The 14,957-nt window shown below is 71.1% G+C and carries 17 protein-coding genes; 9 read left to right on the plus strand and 8 right to left on the minus strand.

Annotated features, from left to right (window positions below; genetic code table 11):
* Window positions 1–47: 47 nt before the first annotated feature.
* The gene (locus tag ACWEN0_RS27085) at window positions 48–359 is read left to right on the plus strand and encodes a hypothetical protein (protein ID WP_451979174.1); all 312 of its coding nucleotides are present in this window, start codon (window positions 48–50) and stop codon (window positions 357–359) included.
* 1 nt (window position 360) lies between these two features.
* Here the strand turns inward: ACWEN0_RS27085 and ACWEN0_RS27090 are convergent, their stop codons facing one another.
* The 3 genes from ACWEN0_RS27090 to paaI are packed head-to-tail and all read right to left on the minus strand — an operon-like array spanning window position 361 to window position 2,641.
* Window positions 361–954: a TetR/AcrR family transcriptional regulator gene (locus ACWEN0_RS27090; RefSeq protein WP_451979176.1), complete on the minus strand. Its 594-nt coding sequence runs from the start codon at window positions 952–954 to the stop codon at window positions 361–363.
* On the minus strand, window positions 951–2,228 hold the full coding sequence (gene paaK / locus ACWEN0_RS27095) for a phenylacetate--CoA ligase PaaK (protein WP_451979179.1): 1,278 nt from the start codon (window positions 2,226–2,228) through the stop codon (window positions 951–953). The genes ACWEN0_RS27090 and paaK overlap by 4 nt, the downstream gene beginning before the upstream one ends.
* A gap of 2 nt (window positions 2,229–2,230) precedes the next feature.
* On the minus strand, window positions 2,231–2,641 hold the full coding sequence (gene paaI / locus ACWEN0_RS27100) for a hydroxyphenylacetyl-CoA thioesterase PaaI (protein ID WP_451979182.1): 411 nt from the start codon (window positions 2,639–2,641) through the stop codon (window positions 2,231–2,233).
* Window positions 2,642–2,808: 167 nt separating this feature from the next.
* On the opposite strand from paaI, the gene paaZ reads away from it, so the two are divergent.
* Genes paaZ through paaE form a run of 6 tightly spaced genes read left to right on the plus strand, consistent with a single transcriptional unit; the run spans window position 2,809 to window position 8,430 of the window.
* Window positions 2,809–4,839, plus strand: a complete 2,031-nt coding sequence (paaZ, locus tag ACWEN0_RS27105; RefSeq protein ID WP_451979185.1) for a phenylacetic acid degradation bifunctional protein PaaZ — start codon at window positions 2,809–2,811, stop codon at window positions 4,837–4,839.
* Entirely contained in the window at window positions 4,836–5,762 is a 927-nt protein-coding gene (paaA, locus tag ACWEN0_RS27110; RefSeq protein WP_451979188.1) for a 1,2-phenylacetyl-CoA epoxidase subunit PaaA, read from the plus strand. Before paaZ ends, paaA begins: the two co-directional genes overlap by 4 nt.
* The gene (gene paaB / locus ACWEN0_RS27115) at window positions 5,759–6,043 is read left to right on the plus strand and encodes a 1,2-phenylacetyl-CoA epoxidase subunit PaaB (RefSeq protein WP_247025279.1); all 285 of its coding nucleotides are present in this window, start codon (window positions 5,759–5,761) and stop codon (window positions 6,041–6,043) included. Before paaA ends, paaB begins: the two co-directional genes overlap by 4 nt.
* A complete protein-coding gene (gene paaC / locus ACWEN0_RS27120; RefSeq protein WP_451979191.1) occupies window positions 6,040–6,897 on the plus strand; it encodes a 1,2-phenylacetyl-CoA epoxidase subunit PaaC in 858 nt (285 codons plus the stop codon). The genes paaB and paaC overlap by 4 nt, the downstream gene beginning before the upstream one ends.
* Window positions 6,891–7,379, plus strand: coding sequence for a 1,2-phenylacetyl-CoA epoxidase subunit PaaD (paaD, locus tag ACWEN0_RS27125; RefSeq protein ID WP_451979194.1), 489 nt, complete (start codon window positions 6,891–6,893; stop codon window positions 7,377–7,379). Before paaC ends, paaD begins: the two co-directional genes overlap by 7 nt.
* Before the next feature lies 1 nt (window position 7,380).
* Window positions 7,381–8,430: a 1,2-phenylacetyl-CoA epoxidase subunit PaaE gene (paaE, locus tag ACWEN0_RS27130; RefSeq protein ID WP_451979197.1), complete on the plus strand. Its 1,050-nt coding sequence runs from the start codon at window positions 7,381–7,383 to the stop codon at window positions 8,428–8,430.
* Window positions 8,431–8,435: 5 nt separating this feature from the next.
* On the opposite strand, the gene ACWEN0_RS27135 is transcribed toward paaE, so the two are convergent.
* The 4 genes from ACWEN0_RS27135 to ccrA form a co-directional block, all read right to left on the minus strand.
* Window positions 8,436–9,566, minus strand: a complete 1,131-nt coding sequence (locus tag ACWEN0_RS27135) for an adenylate/guanylate cyclase domain-containing protein (RefSeq protein ID WP_451979200.1) — start codon at window positions 9,564–9,566, stop codon at window positions 8,436–8,438.
* A gap of 3 nt (window positions 9,567–9,569) precedes the next feature.
* Window positions 9,570–10,022 carry a universal stress protein gene (locus ACWEN0_RS27140; RefSeq protein WP_451979202.1) on the minus strand — a complete coding sequence of 151 codons (453 nt, stop codon included), beginning with the start codon at window positions 10,020–10,022 and terminating at the stop codon, window positions 9,570–9,572.
* A 93-nt stretch (window positions 10,023–10,115) separates the two neighbouring features.
* Window positions 10,116–11,300 (minus strand): chromosome segregation protein, encoded by a 1,185-nt coding sequence (locus tag ACWEN0_RS27145; RefSeq protein ID WP_451979815.1) that lies wholly within the window; start codon window positions 11,298–11,300, stop codon window positions 10,116–10,118.
* 168 nt (window positions 11,301–11,468) lie between these two features.
* Complete coding sequence (ccrA, locus tag ACWEN0_RS27150; RefSeq protein WP_451979205.1) at window positions 11,469–12,809, minus strand: crotonyl-CoA carboxylase/reductase; 1,341 nt, start codon at window positions 12,807–12,809, stop codon at window positions 11,469–11,471.
* Between the two features lie 204 nt (window positions 12,810–13,013).
* On the opposite strand from ccrA, the gene ACWEN0_RS27155 reads away from it, so the two are divergent.
* Together ACWEN0_RS27155 and ACWEN0_RS27160 are read left to right on the plus strand one after the other, a co-directional pair.
* Window positions 13,014–13,382 carry an SPW repeat domain-containing protein gene (locus ACWEN0_RS27155; protein WP_451979208.1) on the plus strand — a complete coding sequence of 123 codons (369 nt, stop codon included), beginning with the start codon at window positions 13,014–13,016 and terminating at the stop codon, window positions 13,380–13,382.
* A 17-nt stretch (window positions 13,383–13,399) separates the two neighbouring features.
* Complete coding sequence (locus ACWEN0_RS27160; protein ID WP_451979211.1) at window positions 13,400–13,972, plus strand: TetR/AcrR family transcriptional regulator; 573 nt, start codon at window positions 13,400–13,402, stop codon at window positions 13,970–13,972.
* Window positions 13,973–14,402: 430 nt separating this feature from the next.
* On the opposite strand, the gene mce is transcribed toward ACWEN0_RS27160, so the two are convergent.
* The gene (mce, locus tag ACWEN0_RS27165; RefSeq protein ID WP_451979214.1) at window positions 14,403–14,858 is read right to left on the minus strand and encodes a methylmalonyl-CoA epimerase; all 456 of its coding nucleotides are present in this window, start codon (window positions 14,856–14,858) and stop codon (window positions 14,403–14,405) included.
* Between the last annotated feature and the right edge of the window lie 99 nt (window positions 14,859–14,957).

The following is a 14,957-nucleotide window of genomic DNA, read 5'->3' on the forward strand; positions in this document are numbered from 1 at the left end:
CCGGATGCGACGAGACGGCAGGGACCCGCGACCGGGGGTAGGAGCAGATGACCGAAGAAGACGCGCCGATCCGGCCGGCCGGACGCTGGGTGAGCGTCCGCCTGCAGCATCGCCACGTCAGCTTCGACGACGGCTTCGAAGCGGACGAGCCGCTGCCCGACGGCGACTGCGCGGACGAAGAGTCCTTGTCCTACTCGGGAATCGTGATCACGAGCTACGACGAAGGGTCGAAAGTCTCCGAGCGCTGGATCCCGCTCGGCATCGACCCGTCCGAAGCGGACGACGAACGCCTGATCGGCCAGCTGCGCGACGCCCTCCTCTGGCAGGCGGGCCGTCCGCCACAGGCCGCGGGGGAATGACTCACGACACCGTGCGCAGGCCTTCGAACGCCACCTTGCACACCGCGTCCGCCACTTCGGTCGCGGACGACCCCCGCCGCGGCTTGTACCACTCGATCAGGGAGTTGACCATGCCGAAGACGAGCCGCGCGGTCACCGCCGGGTCGACGTCCGGGCGGAGGTCGCCCTCCGCCTCCGCCTGCTTCACCAGGTCGGTCACCAACCGGTCGAACTCGCGACGCCGCGTCAGCGCCGCCCGCTCCACCTTCGTGTTGCCGCGCACGCGAAGCAGCAGCGTGACGAACGGCAGCCGGTCGGCCAGCACCAGCACGCTGCCGCGCACCAGGTGCTCCAGCCGGTCGATCGCGCGGCCGTCCAGTTCGGTCGTCTCCGCGGCGACGGCGAACAGCCCGTCCAGCGCCCGGTCCACCGCCAGCCGCAGCAGTTCCTCCTTGCTGGGCACGTGGTGGTAGATCGCCGACTTCGTGATGCCGAGCTTGCGGGAGAGGTCCTCCATGCTCGTGCCGTCGTAGCCGCGCTCGTTGAACAGCCGCACCGCCACCTGCAGCAGCGATTCGAGGTCGTAGCCCGGACGCCCGCGCCGCGGTGTGGTCACGGCTTCTCCCGCTGGTCGACGATGCGCCGCATCTTGCCCATGGACCGTTCGAGGGTGTCCGGGTCGACGACGTCGACCGACACCGTGACGCCGACACCGTCCTTGACGCCCGAGATCAGCGAGGCGGCGGCCGCCTCCCGGTCCGCCGAAGAGGCGTCGTGCCGGGCCTCGACCAGCACGGTCAGGTGGTCGAGCCGCCCGCGCGTGGACCGGACCAGCTGGAAGTGCGGGCTGAGCCCGTCCGTGCGCAGCACGATCTCCTCGATCTGCGTCGGGAAGACGTTGACCCCGCGCAGGATGATCAGGTCGTCGGTGCGGCCGGTGACCTTGTCCATCCGCCGGAACGCCGGCCGCGCGGTGCCCGGGCGCAACGCCGTCAGGTCGCGGGTGCGGTAGCGGATGATCGGCAGCGCCTGCTTGGTCAGCGAGGTGAACAGCAGCTCGCCGGTCTCGCCGGGCTCGAGCACGTGCTCGTCGAAGGGATCGATCACCTCGGGGTAGAAGTGGTCCTCCCAGATGTGCAGGCCGTCCTTCGTCTCGACGCACTCCTGCGCGACACCCGGGCCCATCACCTCGGACAGCCCGTAGATGTCGACGGCGTCGAGCGCGAACCGCTCTTCGATCTCGGCCCGCATCTGCTCGGTCCAGGGCTCGGCGCCGAAGATGCCCACCTTGAGCGAGCTGGCCTGCGGGTCCACGCCCTGGCGCTCGAACTCGTCGAGCAGTGTCAGCATGTACGACGGCGTCACCATGATGATCTCGGGCTTGAAGTCGGTGATGAGCTGCACCTGCCGTGCCGTCATCCCGCCGGACGCCGGGATCACCGTGCAGCCCAGTTTTTCCGCGCCGTAGTGCGCGCCCAGGCCGCCGGTGAACAGGCCGTACCCGTAGGCGACGTGCACCTTGTGCCCCGGACGGCCGCCCGCGGCGTGGATCGACCGGGCCATCACCGTCGCCCAGGTGTCGATGTCCTGCTCGGTGTAGCCGACGACGGTGGCCTTGCCGGTGGTGCCGCTGGAGGCGTGGATGCGGCGCACCTGGTCCTGCGGCACCGCGAACATCCCGAACGGGTAGTTCTCGCGCAGGTCCTGCTTCGTGGTGAACGGGAACTTCGCCAGGTCGGCGAGCTCCTTGCAGTCGTCCGGGTGCACGCCGGCCGCGTCGAACTTCCGGGTGTAGGCGGGCACGTTCGCGTAGGCGTGTCTGAGCGTCCATTGCAGACGCTCGAGCTGCAGCGCGGCCAGCTCGTCCGCGCCGATGTCCGTCTCGATCATGGTCAGTCCCGTTTCGCGGAGATGGCGCGGCTGCGGCCGCGGAATTCGGCGACGACTTCGGGCCCCGCGGGGGTCTCCCGGTGCACGGTGACGTCGTAGATGCCGTTGCGGCCGTAGCGGGTGCGCTCGGTGGCCGTGGCGACGAGGTGGTCGCCGAGCCGGCCGGCCGCGACGAAGGAGATTTCGGCGCCGGCGGCGACCGTCACCGGGCCGTGGGTGTTGCACGCGCACGCGAAGGCCGTGTCGGCGAGCAGGAAGACGTAACCGCCGTGGGCGATGTCGTGGCCGTTGACCATCGCGCCCGTGATCGTCATGGTCGCGACGGCCCGGCCGTCGCCCGCTTCGACCAGTTCGATGCCCAGTGCGCGGGAGGCCTCGTCGGCGGCGAACATGGTGTGCGCGGCGTTGGTCATGCGCCCTCCGTCCTGACTGACCGAATGGACGGTCACCTGCGGTGCCGCTCAGTAAAGGCAGGGCCCGGGGGCCGTGTCAAGCGCCGCCTCTTCCGATCTCCGGGTCCAGCCGCTACCATGGAATTACTGAACGTCCGGTAGGTAATTCGGTGGAGAGGTCGGACCTGATGGCATTGCTGCGCAGCTACGTCTCCGGGGAGTGGCACACGGCGTCGGAGGCGGGCGTTCCGCTGCACGACGCGGCCACGGGCGAGGAGGTCGCGCGGATCTCCTCGGCGGGTGTCGACTTCGCGGGTGCACTGGCGTACGGCCGCCGGGTCGGCGGCCCGGCGCTGCGGGAGCTGACGTTCCACCAGCGTGCGGCGCTGCTGAAGGCCCTGGCCTCGCACCTGCGCGAACACCGCGAAGAGCTGTACGCACTCTCCGCGCGCACCGGTGCCACGCTGGGTGACTCGAAGTTCGACATCGACGGCGGCATCGGCGTGCTGTTCAGCTACGCCTCGAAGGGCAAGCGCGAGCTGCCGAACGACACCGTCTACGTCGAGGGCAACGTCGAGCCGCTGTCGCGCGAGGGCACCTTCGTCGCCCAGCACATCGCGACGCCGCTGCGCGGTGTCGCCGTCCAGATCAACGCCTTCAACTTCCCCGTGTGGGGTCCGCTGGAGAAGTTCGCGCCCGCGTTCCTCGCCGGGGTGCCGAGCCTGGTCAAGCCGGCGAGCCAGACGGCGTACCTGACCGCGCGGCTGGTCGAGCTGATCGTCGAGTCGGGGATCCTGCCCGAGGGCTCGCTGCAGTTCGTCGCGGGCAGCGTCGGCGACCTGCTGGACCACGTCACGGCGCAGGACCTGGTGTCGTTCACCGGCTCGGCGTCCACCGCGCAGAAGCTGCGCGCGCACCCGGCGATCGTGCGGAACTCGGTGCGGTTCAACGCCGAGGCCGACTCGCTGAACTGCTCGATCCTCGGACCCGACGCGGTGCGCGGGACCACCGAGTTCGACCTGTTCGTCAAGCAGCTGACCACGGAGATGACGGTCAAGGCGGGCCAGAAGTGCACCGCCATCCGCCGCGCGTTCGTCCCGGCCGCGCTGCTGGACGACGTCGCCGAGGCCGCCTCGGCGCGGCTCGCGAAGGTGACCGTCGGCAACCCGGCGGCCGAGGGCGTCCGGATGGGCGCGCTGGCCAGCCTGGAGCAGCGCGAAGAGGTCCGGCGGTCGCTGAAGGCGCTGCTGGACGCGGGCAGCGTCGTGTTCGGCGACCCGGAAAACGTCTCCGTGGTCGACGCGGACGCCGAGCGCGGCGCGTTCCTCTCGCCGGTGCTGCTCAAGGCGGACCCGGAGCGCTCCGAGCCGCACGAGGTCGAGGCGTTCGGCCCGGTCTCGACGCTCCTGCCGTACACGTCCGCCGAGCAGGTCGTCGAGCTGGCCGCGCGGGGCGGCGGCAGCCTGGCCGGATCCGTGGTCAGCGCGGACAAGGAGTTCGTCCGCGAGGTCGTCCTCGGCGCGGCGCCGTACCACGGCCGCCTGCTGGTCCTGGACGCCGACGACGCGAAGGAGTCGACGGGTCACGGCTCGCCGATGCCGCAGCTCGTCCACGGCGGCCCAGGCCGCGCGGGCGGCGGCGAGGAGATGGGCGGCATCCGCGGCGTGCTGCACCACATGCAGCGCACGGCCGTGCAGGGCTCGCCGGCGGTGCTGTCCGCGGTCACCGGCCGCTGGGTCACCGGCGCGCCGCGCACCGAAGGCGACGTCCACCCGTTCCGCAAGTCCCTGGCCGAGCTGAAGATCGGCGACTCGGTCGTCGCGGGGCCGCGCACGGTCAGCCAGGAAGACGTCGACCACTTCGCCGAGTTCACCGGCGACACGTTCTACGCCCACACCGACCCCGAGGCCGCGGCCGCGAACCCGCTGTTCGGCGGGATCGTCGCGCACGGCTACCTGGTCGTCTCGTTCGCGGCCGGGTTGTTCGTCTCGCCCGAGCCGGGCCCGGTGCTCGCCAACTACGGCCTGGAGAACCTGCGGTTCCTCACGCCGGTCAAGGTCGGCGACTCGCTGACCGTGACCCTGACCGCCAAGCAGATCACCCCGCGGATCGACCAGGAGTACGGCGAGGTCCGCTGGGACGCCGACGTCACCAACGCCGACGGCGAATCCGTCGCCAAGTACGACGTCCTGACCCTCGTCGCGAAGGAGCAGTCGTGACCGCCGTTCTGGAGGAGCAGTTCGAGGCCGTCATCGAGCGCGACCAGCGCATCGAGCCGCGCGACTGGGTGCCCGAGGGCTACCGCAAGACGATGATCCGGCAGATCGCGCAGCACGCGCACTCGGAGATCATCGGCATGCAGCCCGAGGGCAACTGGATCACGCGGGCGCCGTCGTTGCGGCGCAAGGCGATCCTGCTGGCCAAGGTGCAGGACGAAGCCGGGCACGGCCTGTACCTGTACTCGGCGGCGGCGACGCTGGGCGCGGACCGCGCGGACCTGACCGACAAGCTGATCACGGGCAAGCAGAAGTACTCGTCGATCTTCAACTACCCGACGCTGACCTTCGCCGACGTCGGCGTGATCGGCTGGCTGGTCGACGGCGCGGCGATCTGCAACCAGGTGCCGCTGTGCCGGTCGTCCTACGGGCCGTACGCGCGGGCGATGATCCGGATCTGCAAGGAGGAGTCCTTCCACCAGCGGCAGGGCTACGAGCTGCTGATGACGATGATGCGCGGGACGGACCAGCAGCGGGAGATGGTCCAGGAGGCCGTGAACCGCTGGTGGTGGCCGTCGCTGATGATGTTCGGCCCGCCGGACGCCGATTCGCCGAACACCGCGCAGTCGATGGCCTGGAAGGTCAAGCGCCACACCAACGACGAGCTGCGGCAGCGCTTCGTCGACATGTCGGTGCCGCAGGCCGAGGCGCTCGGTGTCACGTTCCCGGACCCTTCGTTGAAGTGGAACCCCGACCGCGAGCACTACGACTTCGGCGCGGTCGACTGGGACGAGTTCAAGAACGTCTTGAAGGGCAACGGCCCCTGCAACGCGTCGCGGATCGCGCACCGGCGCCGCGCGCACGAGGACGGCGCCTGGGTGCGTGAAGCCGCGGTGGCGCACGCCGAGAAGAAGGGTTCGCGATGAAGCACGACTGGCCGCTGTACGAGGTGTTCGTCCGCGGGAAGCGCGGGTTGAACCACGTGCACGTCGGTTCGCTGCACGCGGCCGACGACGAGATGGCGCTGCACCACGCGCGCGACCTCTACACGCGCCGCAACGAAGGCGTGTCGATCTGGGTGGTTCGGGCAGCGGACATCACCGCGTCGTCGCCGGACGAGAAGGACCCGTTCTTCGCGCCCAGCGGCGACAAGGTCTACCGCCACCCGACGTTCTACGACATCCCCGAGGAGGTGCCGCACATATGAGTTTCGACAACGTCTACGAGTCGCTGACCGAGGAGAACGACGCCCGCTGGGCGTTCGGCACCGGCTTCGAGTACCCGCTGTCCGGAGTGGACACTTCGGTGCCGTCCGGAGTGGACGGCGCTCGGCTCGCGGCCTACTGCCTGATGCTGGGCGACGACGCGCTGGTCTTCTCCCACCGGCTGCAGGAGTGGTGCACCAACGCGCCCGAGCTGGAGGACGAGGTCGCGATCGCGAACATCGGCCTCGACCTGCTCGGCCAGGCGCGGCTGCTGCTCGCGCGTGCCGGCAAGGCGGACGGCTCGGGGCGGTCCGAGGACTCCTACGCGTTCCAGCGCGTGGAGAACGAGTTCCGCAACGTCCGGCTCGCCGAGCTGGGCGGCGGCCACTTCGGGCACCTGATCGCGCGGCTGTTCGTCTTCTCGACGTGGCGGCTGGCGCTGTTCCAGCGGCTGGTGACGTCGGTGGACCCGGTGCTGGCGGCGATCGCGGACAAGGGCGTCAAGGAGCTGACCTACCACCGCGACTACGCGGCGCAGTGGCTGGTCCGGCTCGGGGACGGCACCGAGCTGTCCCACGAGCGGATGCAGGAAGGCCTCGACGCGGTCTGGCCGTACGTCGGCGAGCTGTTCCGCACGCACGCCGTGGAACTCGTGGACGCGGCCTCGCTGCGACCGGAGTTCGACGCGGTGCTGGACCAGGCCCTCGCGGCCGCCACGCTTTCCCGTCCCACGGTCGGTGAACTGGCGGGTGTCTCGGGCCGGACGGGCCGCGACGGCGTCCACACCGAGCAGCTGGGGTTCCTGCTGGCGGAGCTGCAGAGCGTCGCCCGGGCCATGCCGGACGCGAAGTGGTGACCGCGGCGGCGGTCGCGGCCACGGTCACCGACCCCGAGCTGCCGATGCTGACCCTGGCCGACCTGGGCGTGCTGCGTTCGGTGTCCGAAGAGGACGGCCGGGTGGTCGTCGCGATCACGCCGACGTACACCGGCTGCCCGGCGATGGACACCATGCGCGACGACCTGGAGCACGCGCTGGTTTCGGCGGGCTACGCGGACGTCGAGATCCGCACACAGCTCTCGCCGGCGTGGACGTCGGACTGGATCTCGGCTTCGGGCCGCGAAAAGCTGGCCTCGGCGGGCATCGCCCCGCCGGGCGCGGCGCCGCGGCGGTCGGGGCCGATCCCGCTGACGCTGTCGGCGCCGGTGTCGCGCGTCGTCTGCCCGCATTGCGGTTCCGCCGACACGGAAGAGCAGTCCCGTTTCGGCGCGACGGCGTGCAAGGCGCTGCGGCGCTGCCGGTCGTGCGCCGAGCCGTTCGAGCACGTCAAGGAGATTTAAGGTGGCGTTCCATCCCCTGAAGGTCGCGGGCGTCACGCGGTTGTGCGACGACGCGGTCGCCGTGACGTTCGACGTGCCCGACTCGTTGTCGGCCGAGTTCGCCTTCAAGCCGGGCCAGTCGCTGACCCTGCGGCGGGCGGTCGACGGCCGTGACGAGCGCCGTTCGTATTCGATCTGCGCGGCGGCGGGCGCGGCTCCCCGGGTGGGTGTCCGCCTGGTGCCGGACGGCCTGTTCTCGTCCTGGCTGGTCAACGAGGTCCGCGCGGGCGACACGATCGAGGTGGCCACGCCGACCGGGTCGTTCACCCCCGACCTGGCGGCCGGCGGCCACCACGTCCTGATCGCGGCCGGCTCGGGCATCACCCCGGTGCTGTCGATCGTGTCGTCGCTGTTGGCGACGCCGGACGCGACGGTGACGGTGCTGTACGGCAACCGCCGCACGGACACGGTGATGTTCGCGGACGAGCTGGCCGACCTGAAGGACCGCGCGCCGGCCCGCCTGGAACTGATCCACGTGCTCTCGCGCGAGCCGCGCGAGGCGGAACTGTTCACGGGCCGCCTGGACGTGCCGAAGCTGCGTCAGCTGTTCGACACGCTGGTGCCGGTGTCCACTGTGGACCACTTCTGGCTGTGCGGCCCGTTCGAGATGGTGACGGGCGCCCAAGAGCTGCTGGCGTCCCTGGACGTGCCGCGCGCGCGGATCCACCAGGAGCTGTTCTACGTCGACACCCCGCCGGAGCCGGTGACCCACCTCGACCCGCAGGTGGCGGGGGAGTCGTCGGAGGTCCGCGTGGTCCTGGACGGCCGTTCGTCGTCGATGACCCTGCCGCGCTCGACATCGGTCCTGGACGGCGCGCAGAAGTTCCGGCCCGACCTGCCGTTCGCGTGCAAGGGCGGGGTGTGCGGCACGTGCCGCGCCCGGGTCACGGAGGGCAAGGTCGACCTGCGGCGGAACTTCGCGCTGGAGGAGGCGGAGGTCGAGGCGGGCTTCGTGCTGACGTGCCAGTCCTACCCGGTCTCGGAGACCGTCACGGTCGACTTCGACGCCTGAGCGGCTCAGAGGATGCGGCGTCTCCGGCGACGGCGGGGACGCTCCGTCACTTCGTCCTCGGGCGCGATCTCCGGTTCCTCCACGGGCTTGGCCGTCGGATCCGTCAGCCCCAGCATCTCCGCCGCCAGCTGCTGGGAGCTCGCGAACCGTCCCGTCGGGGCCTCGCGGGCGCGTCGCAGGGCTGCCGGGCGGAGGCGGTTGTAGCCGCGGACCGTCACCGGCCGGCGGGGGCGCAGCTCGTACTCCTTCTCGTCCTTCAGCTCGGTCGCCAGCTCCTTGTCGACCAGGATCGTGCCCGGGCGGGCCACCGACGTCAGCCGGGCCGCCAGGTTGACCACCGAGCCGTAGACGTCGCCGAACCGCGACAGGATGCGGCCCGACGCCATGCCCGCGCGGACCGCCGGGAGGCTTTCGTCCGCCGACGTCCGCTCGGTCAGGGTCAGGGCGATCTCCGCCGCGTCGGCCGCCGAGTCCGCGACGAACAGGACCTCGTCGCCGATCATCTTCACCACGCGGCCGTGGTGCTCGGCGATCACCTCCGTCGCCAGCGTCTCGAACGCGTCGAGCACGCGGCTCAGCTCGTCTTCGTCGATCTGGCGGGTCAGCCTCGTGTAGCCGACCATGTCGACGAAGCCGACCACTTCGGTGCGCGCCTCGACGTTGTCGCCCGCGGCCGCGAACGCCCGGCCCGCGTACGCCGCGAGATGCCGGCGCCAGACGAAGTTCTGGACCCGTTCGAGCTCCGGCAGCAGCCGGTCGACCAGGCGCGTCACCTGACGCTCGTTGCGGCCCAGCTCCGGCTGCTCGCGGATCAGCTCCCACAGCATGTCGACCTGCCATTCGGCCAGCCGCGACAGGTGCTGGCCGAGCGCGCGCGTCACCGAGACCTCGATGCTCGGGTCGATCAGCCCCGACTGGACCAGCTGGTCCGCCGTCCGCATCGCCTCGACGTCCGCGTCGGTGAAGACGACCTCGTCGTCGCGGACCGTCGCGAAGCCCAGCGCGCGCCAAAGCCGGCGTGACCGCTCATCGGGCACGCCGGCCTTTTCGGCCACTTCGAGCCGGGTGTACTTCCGCCTGCCGCCGAGCAGGACGCGTTCGAGCCGCTGCTGAAGCTCCTCGCTCGGATCGGTCACGGCTCAGGTCGTGTGGACGATCAGCACGTCCACGCCGGACTTGCGTGCCACCTCGGACGGCACCGAGCCCAGGATCCGGCCGGCGATCGTGTTGAGCCCGCGGTTGCCGACCACCAGCAGGTCGGCCTCGCGCTCGTGCACGACCTTGCGCAGCGAGTCGACCGGGTCGCCCTTCACCGCGATCGTGTCGATCTTCGCCGCGCCGGCCTTGGTCGCCCGGTCGCGCGCCGACTGCAGCGTGTCCTCGGCCGGGGCCGAGCCGACGACCTGGTACGCCTCTTCGCCGAGGACGTCCTGGGCCTTGTCGACGTCGGACTTGCTGGCCGGGTAGTACGCACACGCGATGACGAGCGTGGCGCCCGCGTCGCCGGCCACCGCCGCCGCGCGGTCCACCGCCGCGAACGAGGACTCCGAGCCGTCCGTGCCCACCACCACGGTCCGATATGCCGCACCCATGCGCAAAACCTCCAGGTGATCCCGCGTGAGCAGGGACGATAGCCGGTCGGGACCGACCGCGCAGGCTCGTCCGCGCCCGTGTCGGGTGGAAGGTTACTCGCCAGTCGCTTTCTGCGCTCCGCTCGGCCGCGGAGCGGGCTTCGGGGCGGGCTTGGGCGCGGGCTTCGGCTTGGGGACGTCCGAGGCGCGGATCCGGATGGTCTCCTCGACGTCGGGCGTCCGGACCGTCTTCTCGGTGTCTTCGGCGGCCGCCGGCTTCTCCGCCTTCAGGTCGCTGCCCTTCAGATCGGCCGTGACGTCCGCGGGCACCTTCACGTCGTCGCCGAGGACGGTGTGCGCTTCGGCCAGCACCGCTCGCGCCGCGCGGACCTGCTCGGCCAGCCCGCCGCGGACCTTGCGCAGGGCGTCGACGCGCTCGTTGGCCTGCGTGATCCGCCGGTTCGACTCGTCGGTCGCCGTGGTCACGCGGCGCCGAGCTTCGTCGGCGGCCTCCGCGAGCCGGGCGTTCGCCTCGGTGATCGAGTCCTGCCGGCGCTTGTTCGCCTCGGCGACGGACTCCCGCTGACGGCGTTCGATGTCGGCCTTCGCGGCCTTCTCCTCTTCGAGGACCTTCGCGCGGATGTCGGCGGCGTCCTGCGTCGCCTCCTGGACGCGACGCGCGGCCTCGGCCTTGCTCGCGGCCTCCTGCTCGGCCAGCACGCGCATCGCCTCGGTGCGGCGCGAGGCCATCGCGATCTCGAAGTCCTCTTCGACCTTCGTGCGACGGTCGGACGACTCGGTGTCGAGCCGCTTGCGCTCCGCCTCGGCCTCGTCAGTGATCTTCTTGGCCTCCGCGCGAGCGTCCTCGAGGACCTTGCGGTGCTCGGCTTCCATCTCCTTGCGGCGCAGGTCGAGCTCGGTGAGCAGCTGCTCGTAGCGGGCGCGCATGGCGCTCGCGTCCGTCTCGGCCTTGGCCCGGATGTGGCCGGCCTCGGCTTCGGCGCGGGCGCGCGTGTCGGCGGATTCGTCCTGCGCGAGGCGCAGCATCCGCTGCAGCCGCTCGGACAGGCCTTCGACGCTGGTGGGCGGCTGGGCGAGCCGGTCGACCTGCCCGCGCAGGTCCGCGATCTCGCCGCGCGCGATCTCCAGCTGCCGGGCCAGGTCGCCGGCCTGCGCGATGGCCGCGTCCCGGTCGGCGGTGAGCATCTTGAGGTCGCCGTCCAGCCGCTCGAGGTGCTCGTCGACCTGCGCTCGGCTGTACCCGCGCTTCGCCACGTCGAAGCCGGCTCCCAGCGGCACAAGCTCCCGTTCATCGCCAAGGCTCATGGCCCTACCGTAGTCGCAGCCGGGTCACGGAAGGGTGAGCACCCGTGCGGTGCGCCGAACGTGCGGTGTGGTGCGGCGGGAGGAACTGGCCCGATCGGGCCGGACCCCGGCGCTTTCCGCCACCGGGGGCCGCCCGCCGGTTCAGGCGCCGCGGAAGGCGTTGATGCCTTCGATGTGCTTCGCTCGCTTCTCCTCGTCGCGGACGCCGAGGCCCTCCTGCGGGGCGAGCGCGAGCACGCCGACCTTGCCCTGGTGGGCGTTGCGGTGGACGTCCAGCGCGGCCTGCCCGGTCTCCTCGAGCGAGTACGTCTTCGACAGCGTCGGGTGGATCAGGCCCTTCGCGATCAGCCGGTTCGCCTCCCAGGACTCGCGGTAGTTCGCGAAGTGGGAGCCGATGATCCGCTTGAGGTTCATCCACAGGTACCGGTTGTCGTACTGGTGCATGTACCCCGAGGTCGACGCGCACGTGACGATCGTGCCGCCCTTGCGCGCGGCGTAGACCGACGCGCCGAACGTCTCCCGGCCCGGGTGCTCGAACACGATGTCCGGGTCCTCGCCGCCGGTCAGCTCGCGGATCTTCGCGCCGAAGCGCTGCCACTCCTTCGGGTCCTGTTCGGTCTCGGACTTCCAGAACTTGTAGCCCTCGGCGCTGCGGTCGATGATCAGCTCGGCGCCGAGCTTCCGGCAGATCGCGGCCTTCTCCGGGCTGGACACGACGCACACCGGGATGGCGCCACCGTTCAGCGCGTACTGCGTCGCGTAGGAGCCGAGGCCGCCCGAGGCGCCCCAGATCAGGACGACGTCACCCTGCTTCATGTCCGCGCCGTTGCGCGAGACGAGCTGGCGGTACGCGGTCGAGTTGACCAGGCCGGGCGAGGCGGCCTCCTCCCAGGTGAGGTGGTCGGGTTTCGGCATCAGCTGGTTGGCCTTGACCAGCGCGACCTCGGCGAGCCCGCCGAAGTTCGTCTCGAAGCCCCAGATCCGCTGCTCGGTGTCGAGCATCGTGTCGTTGTGCCCGTCCGGGCCTTCGAGCTCGACGTTCAGGCAGTGCGCGACGACCTCGTCGCCGGGCTTCCAGTTGTGCACGCCGACGCCGGTGCGCAGCACGACGCCGGACAGGTCCGAGCCGACGACGTGGTACGGCAGGTCGTGCCGCTTGGCCAGCGGCGAGAGCTTCCCGTACTTCTTCAGGAACTTGAACGTGGGGATCGGCTCGAAGATCGACGTCCACACGGTGTTGTAGTTGATGGCACTGGCCATCACCGCGACCAGGGCCTCGCCCGGGCCCAGCTCGGGGACGGGCACGTCGTCGACGTGGAGCGACTTGCGCGGGTCCTTGTCCGCGCTCTCGAGGCCTTCGAACATGTCGACTTCGTCCGCGTGCACGGTCACCCCGCGGTAGCTCTCGGGCACGGGCAACGAGCCGACCGCGGCGGATTCGCCGTTCAGGATGGCCTGCTGGATCTCGCCGAGCTGCGTCATCGGTTCCTCCGCGAAGTGGGGGTCAACGGCGTTGGCGGCAGAAATTACTCGCCGGTAACTCGCGCACACAACTGTACGAGACGGACAGCACGATTACACGTCGAACTGTGACCGATCAATCTTGACCGGCTGGCCAGTCAAGCGGATCATCGGCGGTGGGAACACCCACCCGACCAGCAGTTTCACCGACGGAGGTGAGCACGAATGAGTGAAGTCTCTACGCGCGCATGGACCCGGCCGCACGATTGGGCCGAGGTCGTCATCGGGGTGGTCGCCGCTCTTTCACCCCTTTGGCTGAGCACGGACACGACCGCGATGTGGACGATGGTCGTCCTGGGCGCCCTGATCGCACTCGACGGCCTGGTCTCGCTGGCGATGCCGGGCATGGTCTACGGCGAAGGCATCCAGATCGCGCTCGGCGTGCTGCTGTTCATCGCGCCGTGGGTGATGGGGTACACCGAGTTCAACGGCGCGTCCTGGACGTCCTGGATCGCCGGTGTGCTGACGATCGTCGCCGGCGCGGCAGCGATGCCGGTCGCGAACGCCGCGCACCGCACCGCCGGCCAGCACTGACGCCGCAGGAGGCACGCATGACCGAGGATTCGGCGAAGGAGCGCATCCTCTGCGCCGCCGAGGCGCTCTTCGCCGAGTCCGGCTTCGACGCCACCCCGACCTCCCGCATCGCCGAGCAGGCCGGGGTGCCGAAGGGGCTGGTGCACTACTACTTCCGGCACAAGGCGGACCTGCTCACCGCGCTCGTCGAGCGCCTGCCCGACGAGCGCATCGAGCCGGCCGTGGTCGTCGTCCCCGGCGACCTGGCGGGCAGCCTGCGGCGGCTGGTCCGCGAACTCGACCACCGCTTCAGCCGGTCACTCGGGCTCTCGCACCTGCTGTGGCGCGAAGCCGACACCCACCACGTAGTCCGCGACGCCCTCCACGAGCGCTTCCTGGTGCTGGTGCGGCAGGTCCGCACGGTAATCCTGGCGGCCACCGGCGGCGGCCTCCCGGCAGCCGACGTCGACCGCGCATCGGGCCTGCTGGCCCGCGCGGTCAGCCACCGCCACGCAACGGCCCGCCATTCGGACGACGACCTGCCGGCCGAGTTCGACGGCGAGCTGACGTTCATCGCCGACGCCCTCGTGTCGAAGGCTGCGTCCGCGTAGCTCGCCACCGGGCAGCGCCAGACCGCGCTCACCTGGTCCGCCCCTGGGCGGTGCCCGTCTGGTCCGCCCCTGGGCGGCGCCAGCCTGGCCCGCTGGCGTGCGCCGCCGGGTCGTGTCCGCCACCGGGCATCGCCGGGCCGCGCCCGCTTCCGGCCACCGCTGGGCGGTGCCCGCCTGGCCCGCTGGTGTGCGCCGCCGGGTCGCGCCCGCCACCTGGCATCGCCGGTCCGCGCCCGCTTTGTCCATCAGCGGGCATCGCCGGGCCGCCCGCCTGGTCCACTAACGGGCATCGCCGGGCCGAGCCCGGCTGGCCCGCTTCCGGCCACCATTGGGCCGTGCCCGCCTGGTCCGCTAGCGGGCACCGGGCGGGCGTTGTCACCGCGGACCGGTTCCGGCGCACCGGAGTTGTTGCGCCGGAACGGGTCCCGGGTCAGTGCGCCGCGCCGCCCTTGGCCGGCTCCACCAGTTCCACCAGGACGCCACCCGCGTCCTTCGGGTGGACGAAGTTCACCCGGCTGTCGGACGTGCCCCGCTTCGCCTCGGCGTACAGCAGCCGCAGGCCCTGGTCGCGCAGGGCCGCCGCCGCGGCGTCCACATCGGACACGCGGTACGCCAGCTGCTGCAGGCCCGGCCCGCTCTTGGCCAGGAACTTGCCGATCGCCGAGTCGTCGCGCAGCGGGGCCAGCAGCTGGATCTGTGTCTCGGTGCCCGCGGTGCCGGGCGCGCGCAGCATCGCCTCCCGCACTCCCTGCTCCTCGTTCACCTCCTCGTGCGCGACCTCCAGGCCGAAGTGCGTGCGGTGGAACTCGATGGCCGCGTCGAGGTCCGGGACCGCGATGCCGACGTGGTCGATGGCCGTCACGAACGGCCGCAGGGCGTCATTCATGGGGGCAGGATAGGCGGCCCGCGGGTGGCGTCGAGCCCGAATCGTCGCGTGCCCCGCCTCACACTGGCTCCATCAAGAAGCCCGCCCTCCGGGTATGGT

This window comes from Amycolatopsis sp. NPDC004378 (assembly GCF_053602455.1).

Bases quoted from the DNA above. Each gene is read 5' to 3' on its own strand.
- ACWEN0_RS27155 (WP_451979208.1), top strand. From the start codon at position 13,014: ATGAGTGAAGTCTCTACGCGCGCATGGACCCGGCCGCACGATTGGGCC.
- ccrA (WP_451979205.1), bottom strand. From the start codon at position 12,809: ATGACGCAGCTCGGCGAGATCCAGCAGGCCATCCTGAACGGCGAATCC.
- ACWEN0_RS27160 (WP_451979211.1), top strand. From the start codon at position 13,400: ATGACCGAGGATTCGGCGAAGGAGCGCATCCTCTGCGCCGCCGAGGCG.
- paaI (WP_451979182.1), bottom strand. From the start codon at position 2,641: ATGACCAACGCCGCGCACACCATGTTCGCCGCCGACGAGGCCTCCCGC.
- paaZ (WP_451979185.1), top strand. From the start codon at position 2,809: ATGGCATTGCTGCGCAGCTACGTCTCCGGGGAGTGGCACACGGCGTCG.
- paaK (WP_451979179.1), bottom strand. From the start codon at position 2,228: ATGATCGAGACGGACATCGGCGCGGACGAGCTGGCCGCGCTGCAGCTC.
- paaC (WP_451979191.1), top strand. From the start codon at position 6,040: ATGAGTTTCGACAACGTCTACGAGTCGCTGACCGAGGAGAACGACGCC.
- ACWEN0_RS27140 (WP_451979202.1), bottom strand. From the start codon at position 10,022: ATGGGTGCGGCATATCGGACCGTGGTGGTGGGCACGGACGGCTCGGAG.
- mce (WP_451979214.1), bottom strand. From the start codon at position 14,858: ATGAATGACGCCCTGCGGCCGTTCGTGACGGCCATCGACCACGTCGGC.
- paaB (WP_247025279.1), top strand. From the start codon at position 5,759: ATGAAGCACGACTGGCCGCTGTACGAGGTGTTCGTCCGCGGGAAGCGC.
- ACWEN0_RS27085 (WP_451979174.1), top strand. From the start codon at position 48: ATGACCGAAGAAGACGCGCCGATCCGGCCGGCCGGACGCTGGGTGAGC.